A 22459-nucleotide genomic window follows, 5' to 3' on the forward strand; every position below is an offset into this window, starting at 1 on the left:
ATTGATCAAGGCAGGTCATCACGCCGCGAGAGGGTCGCGGCGTGATCGAGCTAAAACAGGTTCAGAGAGAGGTGGCGCAGGGCGGCTCTGCCGATCTTGCCGTCATACCGGTCAAGAGAGTCCATCAGCGTTAACAGGCTTGAGCGCTGAGTGACTTCCTTGGCCAACTCGATGAGCCGCTGTTGCTTTGGGTCGCTCGACGACGATGCGGCCAATTTTTTCAAATCTTTGATACTGATGGAGCGGCTCCAGATACCCTTCAGGGCGTCGAAGTCCTTCAACATCTGTTCGGCGAGCTGTTTGTCGGTCTTGTACTTCAAGGCGTTGCCGGAGTCGAGCACGGCGTTGAGGTCCCGCCGGGAGATTCGACCATCCAGATCACCGGTCCTGCCGGCTCGGTCAAAGGCTTGTATTACGTCTGGGCGTCGCAGCAGTTCCCGGGCCAACAGAATGTTCTCATTACGGTCCTGGTCGTTGGTCAACCGTCTGCCCGCCATCTCCTCCAGGCTTTGTTTTGTGATGAAGGGCTGGCCCGGCACCGTGAACGCATCAAATTTGTTCTTGAGGAGGTTCCCCAGTTGATCGGGGGTTTGCCTCGAAAAGTGTGGGTCCGGGCGACCGTATCCCGGGTCAGGCTTGCAGGGGGTCGGACGGCAGTGTCCGGGAAGAGGCCTGAGTGGAATGGAGGGATCAGGACGACCATAACCGGGGTGAGGCCGGAACGGATTGAACAGCTTGTGCAGAAAGTCCTGAAGCTGTCCGATCAGCCCGCCCAGGAACGAGTTTGCATAGGACGCCCGGAATGAGTTGTTGGCGGCACCATGGCGATCCATCGTGCTCTGCGTCGTCGTCCAATTCGAATATCCCGGGCCGATCCCATTCTGTGGCAAGTTGAAGCTGATGTGGATCGACCCCTGCCCGGAGCGTGAGCGTGACTGCGTCGATGTGGCGGCATCAGTATGCGGCTGCGCGGCGTTATCAGAGGGGTTGGCAACAGTTGAGTTGGATAAGGTTACCGACATAGGCATCTCCAGTTCGGCGTATTGACACGATTCACTCCCGGCTCAAAGACACCTCGGCGATACAAGGTATCCCATGGAAAGTGGGCACCTCCTTGTGTGGTAGACCTGTCGGATTCAGTTCCTGCGGACGCAGAAAATCGTTAGAAAAAGAGTAGGAAGAAGGGCTATGGCGAGGGGGCTTGCGCCCCCTCGTCACTGTCGATACCTGGGATCAGGCACGCATCAGAAGCCGACGCTGGCCTGCACGAAGAACGTGCGCGGTTCACCCAGGTAGATCCCGGAGTTGTTGTCGCTGGAGCGGGTGTAGTGTTCCTGGTTGAACACGTTTTTTACCCCGACGCCCAGCTTCAGGTTCGACAGTTGCGCACCGAAGTCATAACCGCTGCGCACGTTCACCGAGACGTAGCCGGGAATATCCCCGTACTGGCCATCAGCAGTCGGCTGGGTGATGTAGGTGGTACCGGTGCCCGGCGCACGCTGGCCGGACTGGGCATAGACGTCCAGGTTGTGGGTCCAGTGGTTGATGTCGTAACGCAGCCCCAGGGTGGCCACTTCACGGGAATACAGCGGCAAGTCGCGGCCCTTGAAGGCAACGTCGCCTTCGGAGGTGGCCCTGGTGTAGGTGAAGCCGGCGTTGGCGGTCAGGCCGTCCAGGCGCGGGTCGAGGTTCGACAGGTCGTAATGGGCCGACGCTTCGATGCCCTCGTGCTTGGTAGCGCCGAGGTTGGTCCAGCCCACATCGTTGCTGACGTATTGCAACTCGTCCGAGAAGTCGATGTAGAACAACGTCACTTCGCCGCCCCAGACGCTGTCGTTGTAGCGGGTACCGATTTCGTAGGTCTTGGCTTTTTCCGGGTTCAGGCCGTTCGCGGTCTGGTCGCCGTTACCGCCCTGGCCCAGCTGGAAGTATTGCAGGCTGCCGAAGGAGGTTTCGTAGTTGGCGAACAGCTTCCAGGCATCGGAGACGTGGTACATCACGCTCAGGGCCGGCAGCGGTTCGTTGTTGTGGATCTCGCGGCGCTTCTCCTGAACCGTGGCGCCATTGAGGCCTACCACCGGACGGTCGTGCCATTCGGTGCGGATCTGCTCAAAGCGAATGCCCGGGGTGACGGTCCATTTGCCGATATCAATCTTGTTGTCGATATAGAACGAGTTGGCCTCGGTGCCACCGGTACGGTCCTGGTACACGTGGCCGTCACTCTGGCCCACGGGCGTCGGCACGTTGTTGACCAGCGCCAGGCTGGTGGCCTGCTCGTGCATGCCTTCCTTGAGGTAGCGATAACCGACGCTGACTTCCTGGGTGCTCGGCCCCAGGTCAAATACATGGGACACACGCGGCTCGATGCCGAAGGTGTAGTAGGTGCGCGGGTAGGAACCCAGGGTCTTCAGGTCGCGGTTGGCGATGTTGCTGCCGCGGAAACTGTCGGAATAGTAGGTCAGCACTTCAGCCTGGGTGCGGTCGTCGATCTGCCGGATGTACTTGAAGGACATATCCTTGCGCCGGCCATTGAAGTTGTCCCAGTCACGTACCGATTGATACGGGTTGGCGTCGTACTGCTTCTGGGTCAGGCCGCCGGGCATGTCGGCGCTGGCGTCGTAGTAGTGGAAATTCAGCGAGAAATCGTCTTGATCGGTCGGCGCCCAGTGGGTCTTGAAGATCACGTCGTCGATGTCGTTGGAGTTGTTGCGGTCGCGGTAACCATCGCCCTTGGTCCCGGAATACAGCAACGCAGCACCGATACCGTTGTCGGCGGTGCCGCCGATGAAGGCGTTTTCAATGTGTTTCCAGCCGCCGTGGGCCGCGGTTTCCAGGGTGGTGCCGACTTCGCCGGAGAATTTTTCCGGGATGGCCCGGGTGACGAAGTTGATCACGCCGCCGACGTTCTGTGGTCCATAACGTACGGAGCCTGCGCCACGCACCACGTCGATGCTGTCGAGGTTGCCGGAGGAAATCGGCGCCATCGACAACTGCGGCTGGCCGTAGGGTGCAAACGCTGCCGGTACGCCGTCGATCAATACCGTGGAGCGTGGCGACAGACGCGAGGTCAGGCCGCGTACCCCGACGTTGAGGGAAATATCACTGCCACCGGTGCCGTTGGCCTCCTGTACCTGCACCCCGGGAATGCGCCGCAGCACGTCACCGACGTTCATCGCGCCCTGCTCCACCATGGCTTCACGGCGCACCACGGTGCGCGCCCCCGGGTGGTTCTGCACCACTTGGGCATTCGCGTCGCCGAGCCAGTCGCCGACCACCTTGATGTCGGTGGCACCCAACTCCAGCGGCGAACCGGCTTCGCCGGTGCCCTTGCCCAGCGGGCGCAGGGTCACGGAGCCCGCATCGATCTGGTAATCCAGGCCGCTGCCCTGCAGCAACTGGCGCAGCGCTTGTTCGGGCGACAGGTTGCCGTCGACGGCCGGGGCTTGTTTGCCGGCCACCATGTCGGGGCTGAAGAACACTTGCAGCGACGTCTGCTGACCCAATTGGCTCAAGGCCGAACCCAGGGACTGGGCCTGGATATGAATGCCATCGTCAGCATAGGCCGCCGGCAGTGCGGCGCTGACGGCCAGCGCCAGGGCGAGGGGTGCCCAGCGGGATGATTTATTGTTTTTCATGGCGAGTTTTTTCACGTCGAACGTAGTCCTGTGATCGCAAGAGAGTGCGGCTGTTAATGCAAACCAGTTGCAGTTGCACAAGAAGACGAAGAACTCGAAAAAAACCTGAATCTATCGCGAAATTATTTCCTGGCTACCGTCCGGCAAGGTGCGCAAGGCCACCGGAAGAATGTGCGGCAAGGCCTTGAGCAAGGCGTCGGTGTCGGTGGATTTGAACACGCTGGTCAAGCGCAGGTTGCTCACCGCGGGCGCGCTGACCCGCAAAGGTTGCTCGCGGTAACGTGAGACCTCCCGAGCCACTTCGCCGAGGGTGGCGTTGTTGAACACCAGCTTGCCGGTGCGCCAGGCCGTGAGCTCTTCAGGGTTGACGGCGTAAGCAGCCGCCACCTGGCCCCGGGTATCCACATGGGTGCCCCGACCGGCCGTGAGCATCACGATGTCATCGGATGAGCGCCCTTGCACTTTGACCGTACCGGCCTCGACCACCACGCGGGTCTGGTCGTCATCGCGGCGCACGTCGAAACGCGTACCGGTGACCGTCACCTGCCCTGCCCCGGCGTCCACCACGAAGGGCCGGCTGGTGTCGTGCTCGACGCTGAACATGGCCTCGCCCTGCTTGAGCTCGATGCCGCGCTGGCCTTTTACATAGTGCACGGCCACCACGCTGCGGCTGTTCAAGTCCATCAGCGAGCCGTCGGGCAACGCCACCTGCCGGTGCTCCCCCAATGCAGTGCGGAACTCGGCGTTGTACGTCGCCGGATGATCCAGGCCACTGAACAACCCCAGGCCCAGGGCCACCGCCAGCACACTTGCAGCCACTGCATAACGCAGCACGGGCCGGCGCTTCGCACGCGGTTGCGGGGCATCGCACAACGCCTGCAAGCGCGCCTTGGGCACCAGATCGGTGGCACTCCACAAGCCTTGCAGCACATCAAATTCGTACTGGTGCTCGGCATGCTCTGCACGCCAGGCATCAAAACGCTCGCGTTCTTCTGCGCTCAATGGGCTGTCCTGCACACGCACAAACCATTGCGCCGCCTCGTCGCGGGCCGTCGCACTGCCGCAGGCACACTCACGGGTATCCATCATGGAAGATCCTGTTTCAAAGCGGGCATTGGTCATGGTGCCATCGCATCCAGGCGGTCACGTAGATGCCGCAGGGTGCGGATCATATACTTTTCCACCATGTTTTTAGACAGGCCCAGGCGTTCGGCGATTTCCTGCTGGGTCAGGCCCTCGATTTTCTGCCAGATAAAAATCTTGCGGCAATTGAGCGGCAGCTCGGCCAGGGCTCGCTCGATGGAATCCGCCAGCTGGATCGCGTGCATGAAATGCTCCGGGTCGCCACTGTGGGGCGAACTCTGATCAAAGGCTTCCAGGGCCATCGCCTCCCGCCGGTCCTCGCGGCGATAGGCGTCAACGGCGATATTGCGCGCCGTTTGATGCAGATAGGCGCGAGGTTGCTCAACCTTGGTGGCGCTGGACTCAAGCACCCGCACAAAAGTGTCGTGGGCCAGGTCTTCGGCCTGCTGACGGTTTCTCAGGCGGCGCGTCCAGGTCCCGATCAACTCTTCGTAGTGCTCGAAAAAGCCTGTTCTGCGGGGCGGCTGAGGAGTCATCAAGGAAGCACTGGGGAGGCGGGGTGTGAATAGTAATGCTTCCTATTAAGTGGAGCAATGCTACCCGTCAGCTATCAATCACCCGCTGCAAATGAATCGCCAATTCCGTGGCAAACCGCCGTTCCGGCGTTTCCACATCAATCCCGAACAACTCCTGGATCCGCGCCAGCCGATAGCGCAGCGTCGTCACATGCACCCCCATCGCGTCCGCGCATGCCTGGCTGCGGCAGCTCTCCCGCAGATACGCCGTCAGGGTTTCCAGGTACGGCGTCTGGTGCTTGCGGTCATGGGCGAGCATGGCGCCAACGCTGTCGTTGACGAAGGTGCGGATGTCTTCTCCGCCCACGGCCGCGACGAAGATCGGGATCGGCCCGAAATCCTGATCGGAGATCGGCCCGCTGCGGCCGAACGAGCGGGCAATCTCGATCAGCCGCCGGCAGCGCTCCCACGCGGCAGGATAATCCGCCAGCGCCCGGCACACCCCGCTGGCCAGCAGGATCGGCTCGGCACCCAGGTAGTGCGCCAGGTCATCGGTAATCTGCCGTTTGATTTTGCTCAAGCGCTCGCCTTCCGCCGGCACCAGGCACACCAAACCGTTGTCGACAATGATCACCGTGGCCTGCATCCCTGCACGCTGCAGGATGCGCGCGACGTTGTGGTGCAGGTTCTTCGCCTCCCGGGCCTTGGCGCCGTAGTCGACGATGATCATCTGCTGCGCGGTGCTGAAGCTGATGCCCAGCCGCTGGGCGCGCTGCTGGATGTCATCGGCATCGCGCCAGCGGCCCTCGAGCACTTCGAGCAGCAGCTCGGTCTGGGTCCGGGTTTCAAAACGAAAGCGGATAAAACTGCGCATCATCTGCACGCTCAAGGCGAACTTGGCGCTTTCCAGCATCAGCAGGTCCAGCTCGTTGACCGGCGCCGCCACCGGGAACAGCACCAGCGCGCCCACCAGTTCGTGGTCGACCATCAACGGTTCGATCTGCGCCCGCAGGGTGAACTGGCGCTGGCCATCGTCGAGGAACAGGTTGACCGTACTGCGCAGGGCGCTGCGCAAACTTTCCTGGGCGGCCTTGGTGACCTGCACGCTGAGCACCCCGGCGACTGCGGCCTGCCAGGCATTGTCGTCAAACAATGCGGGATCCGGGGAACGCCCCGCCACCACCTGGTTGGCGGTGAAGTCCACGGCGATCACCGGGTTGGGCAACTGGTCGCCGACCATCAGCGACAACGATGTCACCGAACCGCCGCCCAATACGTGTTCAAGCATCGTGGTATGCACATGCAACGCCTGCTGCAGGCGCTCGGCGGCGCGGCGTTCGGCTTCCAGCTGGCGCTGGCGCTCCACGGCAATGGCGCCCAGGTGGATGATCATGCCGAGGAACACCCGGTCTTCTTCCGAAACGTCCATCAGCGTGCGGGAAATCACACTGAGCACCATGGGCCGGCCGTCGAAGTCGGTGCAGTTCATCGGCATCACCATCACCGTGCGGTAATCGCGCTCCAGGGATTCGCGGCGGTAGCCGGGGTACTCGCATTCGCGCACGTCGCGGATGAACACCGCCTCGTTGCGTTGCAGGGCGGTCATCACCGGGCTGGAAGACAGCTCCCAGCAATCCACCAGCGGGCGCTGCACCAGGGTCGGGTCATGGCGGGCGATCACGTGGCCGAAGCCGGCGTCCATGTCGATGGCCATGATCGAACTCATGGTCCAGTGGGTGTGGCGGCAACTGGCGTACACCAACTGGTGCAGCATCGACTGCAGGTCACCGCCAGAGTTGATCTGACTGGCCACATCGCGCAACGACAGTATCTGCATTTCTCGATTCAAGGCGCTCACCCGAACATGGAGGTCACGGCAGCCACGTTGCCTGCCAGGCCCGCCTGATACTTGCTCCGGTTCAGAGCAATGTCCAGTGGATTTGCACTGCGTAACCACGGAAGACGCTGCTGCCCAACGCTCCTAGCCTAAGGCCACAACCAACAGCCAAAAGGGCGACGAGTGATCATGAATCTGGAAAATCTGGGCGTCAGGAAGTACTGCACCTTTATCGAAGAAACCTTTATCGAAGGCGGCAAGGACGCCGGCAAACCGATCACCCTGATCGTGGTGGCAGCCGTGTTGAAAAACCCTTGGGCCGGCCAGGGCTTCGTCGAAAACCTGCGTCCGGAAATCCTGCGCCTGGCCCCCGGCCTGGGCCATGAGATGACCCGTCGCCTGATCGCCCTGATGCCCGGGGGCAAGGTCGAAGCCTTCGGCAAGGCGGCGGCTGTCGGGGTCAACGGCGAAATCGAACACGCCTCGGGCCTGATCCACACCCTGCGCTTCGGCAACCTGTTCCGCGAAGCCGTGGAAGGCACCGCCTACTTGAGCTTCACCAACACCCGCAATGCACCGGGCGCCCTGCTTTCGCTGCCGATGGTGCACAAAAGCGAAACCGGCAAGCGCTCGCACTTTCTCACCGCCAACTTCCAGGTCGCCGATGCCCCGGGCCCCGACGAAGTGCTGATCGCCATCGGCGCCAGCGACGGCTCCCGTGCCCACCCACGGATTGCCGACCGCTACCAGGACATGGCCGAGATGGAAGCGGAACAACCCAAGGACTGACGTCTGGCTGAAGAACGACGCTCAATTGTGGCGAGGGAGCTTGCTCCCGCTGGGTCGCGGAGCGGCCCCATGAGCCCCGCCATGGTCCGCCTGAAAGCACCCGGTTGCCGTCGTGGGGCTGCTTCGCAGCCCTGCGGGAGCAAGCTCCCTCGCCACAGGGTTGATGTTTGCCACAGAAATGCCGGACCACTGCGAAACGAAGCAAAACTTTCGTCTTCGCTACCATTTTTCGACGCAAGCCCACGGTTTCCCTTGCTCGTAGGCTTGCTTCACACCACAAGAACAAAGGAGTACCCCGATGCCGAGCACCGCGATCAGCGCCAACGTTGCAGCCGTCGATCCGGGCGCCTTGCGCCAGGCCTTCGGCACCTTCGTCACCGGCGTCACCGTCATCACCACCCATGACACCGATGGCAACCCGCGCGGCATGACCGCCAATTCGTTTACCTCGGTGTCCCTCGACCCGCCGCTGCTGCTGGTGTGCGTGGGCAAGTCGGCCGCCAGCTACACCGCGTTTGCCAGCACCGAACAGTTTGCCGTGAACCTGTTGCACGAAGGCCAGGTGGACGTCTCCGGGACCTTCGCCTCCAAGTCGCCAGACAAATTCCACACCGTCAACCACGACACCGTGCACACCGGCGCACCGATCCTCACCGACAGCCTGACCTGGTTCGACTGCAGCGTGCACCAGCGCATCGAAGCCGGCGACCACCTGGTGCTGATAGGCCAGGTCCGCGCCTTCGGCACCAGCCCCAAGCTGCCGCTGTGCTTCTGCCGGGGCCGCTACGCGAACATCCAGGACCCGCTGCCGGCCAGTTGGCTGGACTCCCACAAGATGATCATCGGCTACCTGATCGAAGCCGGCGACGCGATCCTGTTTCGCGCCGATGGCCAGGGCGGCTGGACGCTGCCGGTGGCCGGCAAGCGCAAGGGTTTTATCGACGCCGGCGACAGCTCGCTGCCGGTGGAACTGGAATCGACCTTCCTGTACTCGGCGTTCGATGTCGACGACACCGACCCCGGCTACCTGATCTACCGCGCCCAGCTCGGCCCGTTCGACGCCGAGCTGCCCGACACCCTGCGCTTCTTCCCGCTGGACGCGTTGCCCATCGAGCAGATGCCGGTCAACGAACTGCGCTCGGTGGTGCGCCGCTATGCCCGCGAGCGCCAGAACCAGCAGTTCGGCATCTACACCGGCTCTGCCGCCAGCGGCCGCATCGCGATGCTCGAAAACGCGCCCCTTTGACACGCACCTACAGGACTCTTGCATGAAAACCACGGTCAGCGCCCTTGAAGGCAACCGCCTCAACCTGTTTATCGACGGTCGCTTTGTCGCTCCCGACAGCGGCAGCTATGTCGACAGTTTCGACCCCACCACCGGCCAGTCCTGGTACCAGTTCGCCCAGGCCGATGCGGGCGACGTAGCCCGCGCCGTCGCTTCCGCCCACAAGACCTTCAACGACCCGCAGTGGCGCAACATGACGCCCACCGCACGCGGCAAATTGTTGTATCGCCTGGCCCAGCTGGTGGCCGAGCACGCCGAAGAACTGGCGCTGCTGGAAACCCGCGACAACGGCAAGCTGCTGCGGGAAATGCGCGCGCAAATGAGCGCCCTGCCCGATGCCTACGTGTACTTCGCCGGCATGGCCGACAAGCTGCAAGGCGAGGTGATCCCGGTCAACAAGCTCAACCAGCTCAACTACAGCAGCCGCGAGCCGTTGGGCGTGGTCGGCATGATCACCCCGTGGAACTCGCCGCTGATGCTGCTCACCGGCACCCTCGCACCGTGCCTGGCCATCGGCAACACGGTGGTGATCAAGCCCTCGGAACACGCCAGCGCCTCCACACTGGCGCTGGCCGAACTGATCATCGAAGCCGGCTTCCCGGCGGGTGTGGTCAACGTAGTCACCGGCAACGGCGCCGTCACCGGCGAGGCCCTGACCCGCCATCCCGACATCGCCAAATACGTGTTCACCGGCAGCACCGAAACGGGTCGGCGTATCGCTGGCAACGCCGCCAATAACCTGGTGCCGTGCCAGATGGAACTGGGCGGCAAATCGCCCCACGTGGTGTTTGCCGATGTGGATATCGAGAAGGCCGTGAACGGCGTGGTCTCCGGGATCTTCGCCGCCGCCGGGCAAAGTTGCGTGGCCGGTTCGCGCTGCTTTGTCGAAGCGCCGATCTACGACAAGTTCGTCGAGGCCCTGGTGGCCCGCACCCAACAGATCAGCGTCGGCCACCCGATGGAAGAACACACCGACATCGGCCCGCTGGCTCTGCAAGCCCAACTGCAAAAGCTCGAAGGCTACATCGCCAGCGGCGCCCAACAAGGCGCGCAGATCGCCGTCGGCGGCAAGCGCCCCAGCGCCGCGCACCTGTCCGAAGGCTGGTACTTCGAGCCCACGGTGATGGCCAACGCCACCAACGACATGCCGTTCATGCGCGACGAATTGTTCGGCCCGGTAGTGGGTGTGATGCCCTTCACCACCGAAGAGCAAATGCTCAGCCTGGCCAACGATACCCACTACGGCCTGGCGTCCGGAATCTGGACCCAGAACATCGACCGCGCGATGCGCTTTGCCAACCGCATCGACGCCGGCACGGTGTGGATCAACACCTACCGCAGCTCGGCCTACATGTCCGCCAACGGCGGCTTCAAGCACAGCGGATATGGCCGTCGCGGCGGCTTTGACGTGATGCGCGAATTTTCCCGGGCCAAGAACGTGGTCATCGATTACTCCGGCGAAATGCAGGACCCCTTCGTCATTCGCCTGCGCTGATTATTCAAGGAGCATCTTATGAAATTCGCCGTATCCCTGAGCATGGAACGCTTCTCGCCAGACGTGCCGATGCAGACCGTCATGGCCAACCTGCTGGAGCTGGCAAAGATCGCCGATGCCGGCGGCTTTGAAACCCTGTGGACCTCCGAACACCACACCCTGGAATGCACCATCGCGCCCAACCCGTTCCAGACCCTGACCTGGCTCGGCCAGCACACCGAGCGTATCCGCCTGGGCACCGCAACCCTCGCTGCTGCCTATTGGCATCCGATCCGCCTTGCCGGTGAAGCCGCGCTGTGTGATCACCTGACCCACGGCCGCCTGGAATTCGGCATCGCCCGCGGTTCCTACCAGTACGAGTTCGACCGCATGACCCCCGGCCTGCAACAGCAGGAAGGTGTGGGCTACATGAAGGAACTGGTGCCGGCGGTGCAAAAGCTCTGGACCGGCGACTACGCCCACGACGGCCACTACTGGAAATTCCCGCAGACCGCCGCCGTACCGAAGCCGTTGCAAAAAGGCCACCCGCCGATCTGGGTCGCCGCACGGGACCCGGGCACCTTCGACTGGGCAGTGAGCATTGGCGCCAACATCCTGTCCACCCCGCTCTCGCTGCCGGCGGCCGAAATCGCGGTGCTCGGCGAAAAATTCAACAAGGCCGTGGCCGACAACCCCCACGTGCCACGCCCGCGCTTCATGATGCAGCGCCGCACCTGCGTGTACGCCAACGCCAACGACTGGGAACTGCCGGTCAAGCACAGCATGGATTTTGGCCGCGCCTTCGAGAACCTGATGCAGAACATCGGCACCGTGCACAACGGCTTCCCCGAGCCGGTGCCGTTTGAAAGCGTGCGCGGCAAAGACAACTACAACCCGGAAAACCTGCGACGCAACTTGATGTTCGGCACCCCGGAAGAAATCATCGAAAAGCTGCTCGACTACGAAGCCGCCGGTGTCGACCAGTATTGCCTGGGCCTGACCTTCAACCTGCCGTTCGAACTGCAGAAGCAGACCCTGCGCCTGTTCATCGATGAAGTGATGCCATTCTTCGCCGAGCGCGAACGCGCCAGACAACGCAACCAGGTCAGCGCGTGATGGGCCAGGCACAACGTTTCAGCGTGGCCAACGTCACGCTCAACTATCGCCTGGACGGGCATGGACCGCGCCCGCTGGTGTGCATCCATGGCGTGGGTTCCAGCCTTGAGGCGTGGGCTGAAACGGTGGCGGGTCTGCAGGAGCAATTCACCGTGCTGACCTTCGACCTGCGCGGCCACGGCCAGTCGTCCCGCACGCCCGGTCGTTATGAGATTGATCATTTGGTGGGTGAGGCGTTGGCCCTGGCGGATCACGTGGGCTTCAAGCAGTTCGACCTGGCCGGGTTCTCGTTGGGCGGGCTGATCGCCCAGCGCATGGCCCTGACTCATCCGTCGCGGGTTCACCGGTTGGTGCTGCTGTCGACCGTCGCCGGGCGTAACGCCGAGGAGCGCGAGCGGGTACACGCGCGCCTCGCCGCCTTGCAGGCCGGGGAGCCGGTGGCTCACTACGAGGCATCGCTGTCGCGTTGGCTGACCGAGGATTTTCAGGCGCGCAATCCCGAGGCCGTTACCCGTCTGCGCCAACTGAATGCCGACAACGACCCGGGCTGTTATGCCGCGGCGTATCGCATCCTGGCCGAGTCGGATTTCGGCGAACAGCTGTCACGGATCCGCTGCCCCACGCTGATTGCCACCGGTGCCGAAGACGCCGGCTCCAACCCACGGATGGCGGCGTTCATGCACGATCGCATCGAGGGTTCGCAACTGCGGATTCTGCCTGGGCTGCGCCATTGCATCCTGATCGAGGCGCCGCAACAGGTGGCCGCCCTGATACGCGACTTTCTAACCGACTCGGAGACTCATCATGGATAAATCACTGCAGGCCCAAGGCGAAAGCGTTCGCCGCCAAGTCCTCGGCGATAGCTACGTCGACCAGGCCCTGGGCCGCGCCGACGACTTTTCCCGGCCCTTCCAGGAGGTGCTCAACGAGTATTGCTGGGGCATGGTCTGGACCGACGACAGCCTGGACCTCAAGCAACGCAGTCTGCTCAACCTGGGAATGCTCGCGGCGCTGGGGCGCATGGACGAATTCGGCACGCATTTCTGCGGCGCCCTGCGCAACGGACTGAGCGACGACGAACTGCGCGCCGCCCTCGTGCAGATCGCGGTGTACTGCGGCGTGCCGGCGGGTGTCGAGGCGTTTCGTGTGGCCCGCAAAGCCCGGGAAAGCATGGCTCCATCGGATTCAACGACCGGTTGACGCCCAACCCTTGCACTCGCCACACCGCTCATGCTGTAAGTGCCTTGGCACCACAACAAGAAATTTTTGCGACTGCGCCTTGCGTCGCCTTAGCTCGAAGATTTTTAACTGCCAGTAGCCCAAAAATTTCTATTGATGAAGTTTTCCGCAGATTGCAAAACAACAATTGGAGGCAATTGGTGAGCGAACGACTAAAGATTGAGAACCTCTACAAGGTCTTTTCCTCAACCCCGGACAAGGCCATGCAGCTCTTGACCGCCGGGGCCAGCAAAGACCGGATCCTGGCCGAGACCGCCACCGTGGTCGGCCTCAACAACGTATCGCTGTCGATCCCCAGCGGGGCGATCTACATGATCATGGGCCTCTCGGGCTCGGGCAAATCCACCCTGGCGCGCTGTATCAACCGCCTGAATGAACCGACCGCGGGCAAGATCCTGCTGGACGGCGAAGACCTGGTGAGCCTCGACGAAAACCAACTGCGGGAAGTGCGCCGCACGCGTATCTCCATGGTGTTCCAGCACTTCGCGCTGCTGCCGAATAAAACCGTGATCGAGAACACCGAGTTCGGCCTCAAGCTGCGCGGTGTCTCGGCGGCCGAGCGGCGCAAGCGGGCCCTGGAAGTACTGGCGATTGTCGGCCTGGCCAAGTGGGCCGACCACCATCCCCACGAGCTGTCCGGCGGCATGCGCCAGCGCGTCGGCCTGGCCCGCGCACTGGCCACCGACGCCGACGTGCTGATCATGGACGAGGCCTTCAGTGCCCTCGACCCATTGATCCGCACCGAGATGCAGGACGAGTTGCTGCGCCTGCAACGCACCCTGAAAAAAACCATCCTGTTCATCACCCACGACTTCCAGGAAGCCCTGAAGCTGGGCACACGCATCGCGATCATGGCCGACGGCCAAGTGGTGCGCGAGGGCACGCCCCAGGAAATCGTGATGGACCCGGGCAGCGATTACGTCGCGGCGTTCACCCGGGAGGTGGACCGTTCGCGGCTGTTCGATGCGCGCTCGATCATGGAAAAAGCCCACACGCTGCTGGTGCAGGGTGACACCCGGGTGGTGGGCAATGACAGCACGGCTGCATTCGTACTGAACACCAGCGGCAAGGCGGTCGGCGTGCTGGACTCGGCAGCGCTGCTGGCCGTGGGCGGCGGCGCCGACGCACTGCAACGGCTGTCGAGCCAGTTCGTTTGCGTGCCGGCCAGCGCCAAGCTGGTGGAAGCCGCGCGCCTGCTCAAACCGGGTTTGCCGGTGGCGGTGGTGGATGGCGACGGGCAGTTCGTCGGCACCCTCAACAGCGCGCACATTCTTGATTGCATAGCCAGCGTCCCGGCCCCGCGCCCTGCCGCTGCGGAGGTTGCACAGCATGCTTAGTTCAGAAGACCTCGCGGTTTTACCCGTAGACCAGTGGATCAGCCAGGGTGTGGAGTGGCTGGGGATTCACCTGCGGCCAATGTTCCAGGCGATTCGCTGGCCGGTGGAGCATTTGCTGGGGCTGAGTGACACGGTGATCCACGCGATCCCGTTCCCGGTCATGGTGTTGCTGATGTTCCTGATCGCCTACCGTGCGGCGAGCCTGGGGGTGGCGCTGTTCAGCGCCGTGGCCCTGGTGGTGATCGCCGCGTTGGGGGTGTGGGACGAGGCCATGACCACCTTGTCGCTGATCACCACGGCGATTGTGATCTGCATGGTGGTGGGCATTCCGGTGGGCATCTGGTGCGCCCGCAGCGAGCGGGTGTGGGGCGTGATGCGGCCGATCCTCGACATCATGCAAACCACCCCGACCTTCGTGTACCTGGTGCCGGTGGTGATGCTGTTTGGCGTCGGCACGGTGTCGGGTGAAGTGGCGGTGGTGATCTCCGCCTGCCCGCCGCTGATTCGCTTTACCTATCTGGGCATCCGCATGGTCGACACCGAACTGGTGGAAGCCGGCCACGCCTTTGGTGCGGACAAGCGCCAATTGCTCTGGGAAATCCAGCTGCCCCTGGCGATCCCGACGATCCTCGGCGGCCTCAACCAGACCGTGCTCACGGCCATGGTGATGTCGGTGGTGGTGGCGATGATCGGCGCCGAAGGCCTCGGCCTGGTGGTGCTGCAAGGCCTGGGCCGGATGGACGTGGGCCGCGCGGCGGTGGGCGGGATTGCCATTGTGCTGCTGGCGATGATGCTCGACCGGATCACCCAGAACCTGGCGCAACCGACAATGCGCAAGCGCAAGTCGCTGTTCAAGCGACTGCTCAATCCGAACCCGGTAAACGCATAACAAAAAGAACCTCATGAATGCCCGTTGTTGACTGCCAACCCTAACCATAACGAGAAAAAAAAGAGGAAATCATGATGCATCCATTCAAAGCCTTGCTTGGATTTGCAGCAGTGTTGTACCTGGCAAGTACGCAGGTGTGGGCCGAGGATTTGCCGGGCACCGGCAAGACCATCCGCTTCGTGCAATCGGAAAGCACCGGCGGCAACTACGTACTGACCAAAATCGCGATCGAGGCCACCAAGCGCCTGGGCTACGCGAGCAAGTTGAGCACCGTCAACACCACCCTGTTCTTCCCCGCCGCGGCCCAGGGCGACCTGGACCTGTCGATGGACGTGACCTTGCCGATGCTGCAACCGAGCTTTGACAAGGTGAAGGACCGTACCGAAGTGGTGGGCTCGGGCTTCATTACGGGCGCGGGCTATAACGGCTACATGATCGACAAGAAAACCGCCGACGCGTACGGCATCACCAGCCTGGAACAAATGAAGGACCCGAAAATCGCCGGGCTGTTCGGCAAGGACGGCAAGGCCAACCTGATCAGTTGTGATCCGGGCTGGGGCTGTGGCGATGTGGTGGATTACCAGCTCGACAAGTTCGGTCTCAAGGACACGGTTAACCCGGTACGCGGCAAATACGAAGCACTGATGTTCGAAAACGTCGCCCGGCTGAAACGTGGCGAGCCGGTGTTTTTCTATGCGTGGGCACCGTCGTGGATGACCAACACCATGGTGCCGGGCAAGGACGTGGTGTGGCTGCCGACGCCGTTTGATGCGTTGCCGGGCAATGTGCCGAGCACCACTTCGGCACTGACGCCCGGGGTTGCCGGGTGCGCCGGCGGGGCTGATCCATGCCGCATGGCGATGGCGGCGTGGAACTGGTATGCGATTGGCAACAAGCAATTCATCGCGGCGAATCCGGCGATCAAGAAGTTGGTGGAGCAGATGACGTTTTCCCAGGCAACCTGGAGTTATTGGGAAAAAACCATCAGCGCCGACGGCTCCAGCGAACGCAACATTCGCAAGCTGGCGGAGGACTGGATGAAGGAAAACAAAGCGACGTTTGACGGCTGGGTGGCCACCGCAAAAACCGCCAAGTAGCACCGATTCAATGTGGGAGCTGGCTTGCCTGCGATAGCGATGTTGAATTCACCGTCGCCATCGCAGGCAAGCCAGCTCCCACAGTCGATTTTCACCCGCCGCAAAAATAACTGTTTTGGCGGGCGCAATCAGAAAAAACCCACTGCCCCACCCCCACCAAACCACCAATCCCGCGCCTGCCCCTGCCCTAGCATTGCACCCACTCAGCCCATCCGGAGTGACCCCGATGACCTACAAACACCCGCTGCTGTTCAAAGCCCTGTGCTACGTCGACGGCCATTGGGTCCACAGCGCCAGTGCCAGCACCATCGCCGTACATGACCCGGCGAACCAACAGTTGATCGGCCACGTGCCGATGCTGGAAAAACCGCAAATTGTCGCCGCAATCGACGCCGCCCACCGCGCGTTTTCCGCCTGGCGTGAACAGAACCTCGATGCCCGCGCCACGATCCTGCGGCGCTGGGCGGCACTGATCCTCGAACACCAGGAGGACCTCGCCCGCATCCTCAGCCAGGAACAAGGCAAACCGCTGGCCGAAGCCCGCGGCGAAATCGCCTATGCCGCAAGCTTCATCCCGTGGTTCGCCGAAGAAGCCCGCCGCCTGTACGGCCAGAATATCCCCAGCCATATCCCCGGTGCACACCTGGGCACAGTCAAGGAACCCGTAGGCGTCTGCGCCCTGCTGACCCCATGGAACTTCCCCTCGGCCATGATCACCCGCAAGGCCGCCGCCGCCCTCGCCGCCGGTTGCACGGTGGTGGTCAAGCCGGCCCATGAAACGCCCTACTCGGCGTTGGCCCTCGCGCAACTGGCCGAAGAAGCCGGCTTCCCGCCGGGCGTGTTCAACGTGGTGCTGGGCGAGCCACAGATGGCCATGCAAACCCTGGTGCAGGACACCCGCGTGCGCTCGGTAAGCTTCACCGGCTCGACCCGGGTCGGCAAGCTGGTACTGCAGGCGGCGGCCCAGGACGTGAAGAAGGTCTCGCTGGAACTGGGCGGCAATGCGCCATTTATTGTCTGCGCCGACGCCAACCTTGAGCTGGCAGTGAGAGTCGCGGTCGAGGCCAAGTTCCAGACCTCCGGCCAGGACTGCTGCGCGGCCAACCGGATCATGGTCGACCGTTCGATCTACGCCGAATTCCTCAGCCGCTTCGCTGCCGCCGTGCGTGAGTTGCGGGTCGGCCCGGCATTGATCGACGGGCAAGAGCAAAGCGTCGACATCGGCCCGTTGATGCACCAGGCCGCCTTCGACGTCACCGCCGAACGCGTGGCCGACGCCCTGGAGCTGGGCGCGCAACGCCTGGTGGGCTGCGAAGGCCACGCCCTGGGCGGGCTGTTTTACCAGCCAACGGTACTCGCCGACGTGACCCCACAAATGCGCATCTACCGCGAAGAAAACTTCGCGCCGATTGCCGGGGTGCTGCCGTTCGACTCGATTGACCAGGCCATCGAAATGGCCAACGACACCGAGTACGGCCTGGCCGCCTACATTTGTTCCAACCGCCTGGACCTGATCTACCCGCTGATCCGCCGCCTCGACCACGCCATGATCGCGGTCAACGGGGTGAAATTCACCGGTCACCCGATTCCCTTCGGCGGCATGAAAGCCTCGGGCCTGGGCCGTGAAGGCGCCGCCGAGGGCTTCGAAGCCTTTGTCGAAACCAAATACTTTTGCCTGCATCACCAAGGCCAATTCCAAGGAGAGCAACCATGAGCCAAGCATTCAACAGCCTGTTCGAACAAGACCGCGCGCACTTCATGCACCCGTCCACCCACGCCCATGATCACGCCAGCGGCGCACTCAAGGGCCGCATCATCAAGAGCGCCTCGGGCATCCGCATTCGCGACCACGAAGGCCGCGAATTCATCGATGCGTTTGCCGGCCTGTACTGTGTGAACATCGGCTATGGTCGCACCGAAGTTGCCGACGCCATCTACAAGCAAGCCAAGGAGCTGGCCTACTACCACACCTATGTCGGTCACTCGACCGAGGCAATCATCGAGCTGTCGAGCCGCATCATGGACTGGGCGCCCGAAGGCATGAAAAAGGTCTACTACGGCCTGTCCGGCTCAGACGCCAACGAAACCCAGATCAAGCTGGTGCGTTACTACAACAACGTACTGGGCCGTCCGCAGAAGAAGAAGATCATCTCCCGCGATCGCGGCTATCACGGCTCAGGCATCATGACCGGCAGCCTCACGGGCCTCGCCGCCTTCCATCAGCATTTCGACCTGCCGGAAAAAGGCATCCAGCACACCATTTGCCCGCACTGGTACCGCAAGGCACCGGCGGGCATGGACGAGGCTGCGTTCGTGCGTCACTGCGCCGATGAGCTGGAAAAAATGATCCTCGCCGAAGGCCCGGACACGGTCGCGGCGTTCATTGGCGAACCGGTAATGGGCACCGGTGGCATCGTGGTGCCCCCGGCCGGTTACTGGGCGGCGATCCAGGCGGTACTGAACAAGTACGATGTGTTGTTGATCGCTGACGAAGTGGTCTGCGCGTTCGGCCGGCTGGGCTCGAAAATGGGCAGCCAGCGCTACGGCATGCGCCCGGACCTGATCACCACGGCCAAGGGCCTGACCAGCGCCTATGCCCCGCTGTCAGCGGTGATCATCGGTGAGAAGGTGTGGGACGTGATTGAAAAGGCCTCGACCCACGAAGGCGCCATGGGCCACGGCTGGACCTACTCCGGGCACCCGATCTGCGCCGCGGCGGCGCTGGCAAACCTGGATATCCTGGAACGGGAGAACCTCACGGCGAACGCCGACGAAGTCGGTGGGTACCTGAACCGTCGCCTGCGGGAAACCCTCGAAGGTCACCCGCTGGTGGGCGAAGTACGCGGCGACGGCCTGCTCGCCGCCGTGGAATTCATGGCCGACCGTGAGCAACGCACGCCGTTTGATCCTGCGCTCAAGGTCGGCCCCAAAGTCTCGGCGGCCTGCCTGGAACGCGGGATGATCGCCCGGGCCATGCCACACGGCGACATCCTCGGCTTTGCGCCGCCGCTGATTTTGACCAGGGCGGAGGCAGACCTGATCGTCGACATCACCAAAGGCGCGATCGACCAGGTGGCCGGGGAAGTGTTGGGCTGATGAGTTTCCCTTAGGAGCAAGCTTGCTCGCGATGGTCGTGAACGATAACGTGCTAATCCTGAATTAACGCGTCGTCCTCAGGCTCATCGCGAGCAAGCTCGCTCCTACAGGGTCCGTGCGCCTTTGGAGTTCGTTGCCGATGCACAAGCTTGACCGCTACGACCTGAAAATCCTGCGTATCCTCTCCGAGGACGGGCGCATCACCAAATCGAGCCTGGCCGAGGCCATCAACCTTTCGGTAACGCCCGCCTGGGAGCGCGTGCGCAAGCTGGAAAGTGCCGGCCTGGTCAAGGGCTACCGCGCGGTGATCGACTGGAATCAGGTGTTCAAGAGTCAGCAACTGCTGGTGGAAATCACCCTCGCCCGGCACACCGCCCAGGACATGCGCCGCTTCGAACAACGCATGAGCGACGCCCCCGACGTGGAGTTCTGCTACGCCACCGGCGGCGGCGTGGACTACATCGCAATGATCCGCGCAGCCGACATCGACCAGTACCAGCGTTTCATCGATCAACTGCTGATGGAAGACCTGGCCATCGAGCGCTACTTCACCTATATCGTCACCAAAACCATCAAGACCACCGGCGCGCTGCCGGCCCAGGCGCTGGACGATACGGCCTGTTCCTGATGCTTGTATAACGCCCGTAATCCCGGCAGGATTGCGCCCGTGATCTTCACGGACGAGCACATGATGACCCTGCCCTTTTTCGCCCCCGTACTTCTCACCACCGAACGCCTGGGCCTGCGCCCTCCCCATCAGGATGACTGGCGCGCGCTGTTTGCCATTTGGTCCGACCCCGAGGCCATGCGCTACTTTTCCTTTCCCACCATGACCCGCGCCGAGCAAGCCGTTGAACGCTTCGGCCAACTGATGGAGGCATCGATTGCCGGTGAAGACCTGGTGTGCATGGTGGAGTTGCTGGCCACCGGCGAGGTGATCGGCAGTTGCGACCTGTTCAATGTCGACGAGCAATGCCGCCGCGCTGAAATCGGCTTTACCCTGGGCCGCCAGCATTGGGGCAAGGGCTACATGAGCGAAGCCGCCCGCGCCGTGATCGACCATGGGTTCAACACCGCCGGGCTGCGCCGCCTTGAAGCCGACATTGACCCACGCAACCTGGGCTCCGCAAAGCTGCTTGAGCGCCTGGGTTTCGTCCGCGAAGGCTTGCTGCGCGAGCGCTGGGTGGTCGGCGACGAGATCTCGGACAGCGCGCTGTATGGCCTGCTCAAGCGTGACCGTCCTGCCTGACCCACAACGGGCGCCCCTTCTTCAGGCCGACGATCAGGGCCAAGAGGATCAAGCCCATGGCCTGCCACTGCGAAACCCCGGGGCGCTCACCCAGGATCAGCATTGAGCTGACGATGCCGAACACCGGGATCAGCAGTGACAGGGGCGCCACCCGGGAAACCGGGTACTCGCGCAACAGCAGGTTCCAGCCCCAGTAACAGAAGTGCGTCGCGCCATACACCTGGAACGCCAGCGAGAACAACGCCACGCCGTTCAACTGCCCGGGCAACGCAGCAAAGGCCTGCGGGCCGTCCAGCAGCCACGTCAACAGCACCAGCGGCAGCGGTGCAAACAGGCTGGCCCAGACTACGAAGGCAAAGATCTCCCGCACCCCGGAGACCTTGATGATGATATTGCCGATGCTCCAGGCCAACGCGCTGAACAGCACCAAGGCAAACCCCAGCAGCGTGGCCGCGCCCTGCACACTCAACAGCATGCCCACCAGGCCCATGGCCGCCAGCGCCACGCTGATCAATTGCGGCACGGACAGGCTTTCACGAAACAGCAGCACGCCCCAGCCCAGGGTGAAAAATGCGCTGAACTGGATCAGCAACGACGCGCTGCCGGGCGGCACGCCCATGGCGATCCCGAGGTTGATCAAGGCCCACATCGCCACCCCGAATATCAAGCCATAGGCCGCCAGCCACTTCACCGCGACCTGGGGCCGGCGCACCAGAAACACCCAGGGCAACGCCGCCAGGGTGAACCGCAGGGCCGTCAGCAACAGCGGGTTGATCTCGGCCAGGCCGAGTTTGGTAATGGGGAAATTGAGTCCCCACACAGCCGTCACCAGGACGGCCAGTAACAGGTGTTTTTGCTTCATCGTGACGGGTCCATTGACTCGGTGGCACGACAGGAGGCCGTGCATCCGACAGATTTTTTCGTAAACCGCGATGGCCCGCCTGCGATTGTGGGTCAACAAAGGCTAGAATCAGGCCATGCCCGATATTCATCCCTACGAAAACACCCCGCGCGACGTGGTCGTGACCGCCATCGACTATGCCGACGGCGAGCTGTTCCCCGCCCACGCGCACCCGCGAGGCCAGTTGGCCTATACCAGCCGGGGTGTCATTACCGTCTACAGCGCCACCGGTAACTGGGTGGTGCCGCCTCGCCGCGCGATCTGGGTGCCGCCGCATGTGTCCCACGCCATGCTGATGCGCGGGCCGGTGACGATGCTCAACACCTACATTCGCCCGCAGGCGGCGCGGCGGCTGGAGTTGCCGCAACAGTGCCAGGTGCTGGATGTGTCGCCGCTGCTTGGGCAGTTGCTGGAGAAGGCCGTCGAGGTACCTGCGCGTTACGCGATGGGTGGCCGCGACAGCTATTTGATGGGCTTGCTGCTGCACGAGATCGCCCGGATGCCGGTGCTGCCGCTGTGTGCGCCGTTGCCGGCCGAGCCTCGATTGGCGAAGGCCTGCGAAGAGTTCCTGGCCGGGCCTTCGTTGGAAATCGGCATTGATGCCATGGCCCTCTGCGCGGGTATGAGCCGCCGGACTTTTACCCGCCAGTTCCGCCAGGCCACGGGGATCAGTTACCTGCAATGGCGCCAGCAAGCCTGTTTGCTGGCGGCGATTGTGCGGCTGGGCAATGGGGAACCGGTGACCAGGGTGGCGCTGGATCTGGGGTATAGCAGCCCGAGTGCGTTTGCCACGGTTTTCAAGCGTGTGTTGGGTGAGGTGCCGAGTCGTTATTTCACCAGGGAGTTGCGGGGGGGTGGGTCGCGGTACATATCCGTTATTTAGGTAACGACCACCTAGGATTCCGCTCTTACAGCGG

General features: G+C 62.8%; 20 protein-coding genes. 14 read left to right on the top strand and 6 right to left on the bottom strand.

The genetic code is table 11. The annotated features are described in order from the left end of the window. Nucleotides 1-50 precede the first annotated feature (50 nt). The 5 genes from HYE77_RS03510 to HYE77_RS03530 all read right to left on the bottom strand — a co-directional run bounded on the left by HYE77_RS03510 (nt 51) and on the right by HYE77_RS03530 (nt 7070). The gene (locus HYE77_RS03510; RefSeq protein ID WP_177023251.1) at nt 51-1022 is read right to left on the bottom strand and encodes a type III secretion protein; all 972 of its coding nucleotides are present in this window, start codon (nt 1020-1022) and stop codon (nt 51-53) included. 222 nt (nt 1023-1244) lie between these two features. Continuing rightward, entirely contained in the window at nt 1245-3650 is a 2406-nt protein-coding gene (locus HYE77_RS03515) for a TonB-dependent receptor (protein WP_177009178.1), read from the bottom strand. A gap of 96 nt (nt 3651-3746) precedes the next feature. Beyond that, on the bottom strand, nt 3747-4721 hold the full coding sequence (locus tag HYE77_RS03520; protein ID WP_087693093.1) for a FecR family protein: 975 nt from the start codon (nt 4719-4721) through the stop codon (nt 3747-3749). A 32-nt stretch (nt 4722-4753) separates the two neighbouring features. Continuing rightward, complete coding sequence (locus tag HYE77_RS03525) at nt 4754-5254, bottom strand: sigma-70 family RNA polymerase sigma factor (RefSeq protein ID WP_003219490.1); 501 nt, start codon at nt 5252-5254, stop codon at nt 4754-4756. Nucleotides 5255-5321: 67 nt separating this feature from the next. Continuing rightward, a complete protein-coding gene (locus HYE77_RS03530) occupies nt 5322-7070 on the bottom strand; it encodes a helix-turn-helix domain-containing protein (protein WP_177068407.1) in 1749 nt (582 codons plus the stop codon). A gap of 189 nt (nt 7071-7259) precedes the next feature. On the opposite strand from HYE77_RS03530, the gene HYE77_RS03535 reads away from it, so the two are divergent. The 13 genes from HYE77_RS03535 to HYE77_RS03595 all read left to right on the top strand — a co-directional run bounded on the left by HYE77_RS03535 (nt 7260) and on the right by HYE77_RS03595 (nt 20641). After that, nucleotides 7260-7859: an amino acid synthesis family protein gene (locus HYE77_RS03535; protein WP_003219487.1), complete on the top strand. Its 600-nt coding sequence runs from the start codon at nt 7260-7262 to the stop codon at nt 7857-7859. 298 nt (nt 7860-8157) lie between these two features. Further along, on the top strand, nt 8158-9105 hold the full coding sequence (locus tag HYE77_RS03540; RefSeq protein WP_003219486.1) for a flavin reductase family protein: 948 nt from the start codon (nt 8158-8160) through the stop codon (nt 9103-9105). Nucleotides 9106-9127: 22 nt separating this feature from the next. Next, nucleotides 9128-10639 (top strand): aldehyde dehydrogenase, encoded by a 1512-nt coding sequence (locus tag HYE77_RS03545; protein WP_087693080.1) that lies wholly within the window; start codon nt 9128-9130, stop codon nt 10637-10639. A gap of 18 nt (nt 10640-10657) precedes the next feature. Next, entirely contained in the window at nt 10658-11734 is a 1077-nt protein-coding gene (locus HYE77_RS03550) for an LLM class flavin-dependent oxidoreductase (RefSeq protein WP_003219483.1), read from the top strand. Further along, on the top strand, nt 11734-12546 hold the full coding sequence (locus HYE77_RS03555) for an alpha/beta fold hydrolase (RefSeq protein ID WP_177029063.1): 813 nt from the start codon (nt 11734-11736) through the stop codon (nt 12544-12546). Before HYE77_RS03550 ends, HYE77_RS03555 begins: the two co-directional genes overlap by 1 nt. After that, a complete protein-coding gene (locus tag HYE77_RS03560; RefSeq protein ID WP_177068408.1) occupies nt 12539-12934 on the top strand; it encodes a carboxymuconolactone decarboxylase family protein in 396 nt (131 codons plus the stop codon). The genes HYE77_RS03555 and HYE77_RS03560 overlap by 8 nt, the downstream gene beginning before the upstream one ends. Nucleotides 12935-13113: 179 nt before the next feature. Further along, nucleotides 13114-14310: a glycine betaine/L-proline ABC transporter ATP-binding protein gene (locus HYE77_RS03565; RefSeq protein WP_173883048.1), complete on the top strand. Its 1197-nt coding sequence runs from the start codon at nt 13114-13116 to the stop codon at nt 14308-14310. Further along, complete coding sequence (locus tag HYE77_RS03570) at nt 14303-15199, top strand: proline/glycine betaine ABC transporter permease (protein ID WP_102369461.1); 897 nt, start codon at nt 14303-14305, stop codon at nt 15197-15199. Before HYE77_RS03565 ends, HYE77_RS03570 begins: the two co-directional genes overlap by 8 nt. A 71-nt stretch (nt 15200-15270) precedes the next feature. Then, entirely contained in the window at nt 15271-16296 is a 1026-nt protein-coding gene (proX, locus tag HYE77_RS03575) for a glycine betaine/L-proline ABC transporter substrate-binding protein ProX (RefSeq protein ID WP_023842851.1), read from the top strand. 226 nt (nt 16297-16522) lie between these two features. Then, nucleotides 16523-18010: an NAD-dependent succinate-semialdehyde dehydrogenase gene (locus tag HYE77_RS03580; RefSeq protein WP_177068409.1), complete on the top strand. Its 1488-nt coding sequence runs from the start codon at nt 16523-16525 to the stop codon at nt 18008-18010. Further along, entirely contained in the window at nt 18007-19392 is a 1386-nt protein-coding gene (locus tag HYE77_RS03585; RefSeq protein ID WP_177068410.1) for an aspartate aminotransferase family protein, read from the top strand. Before HYE77_RS03580 ends, HYE77_RS03585 begins: the two co-directional genes overlap by 4 nt. 139 nt (nt 19393-19531) lie before the next feature. Continuing rightward, nucleotides 19532-20020 (top strand): Lrp/AsnC family transcriptional regulator, encoded by a 489-nt coding sequence (locus HYE77_RS03590; RefSeq protein ID WP_003219468.1) that lies wholly within the window; start codon nt 19532-19534, stop codon nt 20018-20020. Between the two features lie 39 nt (nt 20021-20059). Further along, on the top strand, nt 20060-20641 hold the full coding sequence (locus HYE77_RS03595) for a GNAT family N-acetyltransferase (RefSeq protein ID WP_003219466.1): 582 nt from the start codon (nt 20060-20062) through the stop codon (nt 20639-20641). Here the strand turns inward: HYE77_RS03595 and HYE77_RS03600 are convergent. Next, nucleotides 20619-21503 carry an EamA family transporter gene (locus tag HYE77_RS03600; RefSeq protein ID WP_177068411.1) on the bottom strand — a complete coding sequence of 295 codons (885 nt, stop codon included), beginning with the start codon at nt 21501-21503 and terminating at the stop codon, nt 20619-20621. The genes HYE77_RS03595 and HYE77_RS03600 overlap by 23 nt on opposite strands. A gap of 115 nt (nt 21504-21618) precedes the next feature. Between HYE77_RS03600 and HYE77_RS03605 the strand changes: the two genes are divergently transcribed. After that, nucleotides 21619-22425 (top strand): helix-turn-helix transcriptional regulator, encoded by an 807-nt coding sequence (locus HYE77_RS03605; RefSeq protein ID WP_177068412.1) that lies wholly within the window; start codon nt 21619-21621, stop codon nt 22423-22425. Nucleotides 22426-22459 lie beyond the last annotated feature (34 nt).

This window comes from Pseudomonas sp. IPO3774 (assembly GCF_013386835.1).
GTDB lineage: Bacteria > Pseudomonadota > Gammaproteobacteria > Pseudomonadales > Pseudomonadaceae > Aquipseudomonas.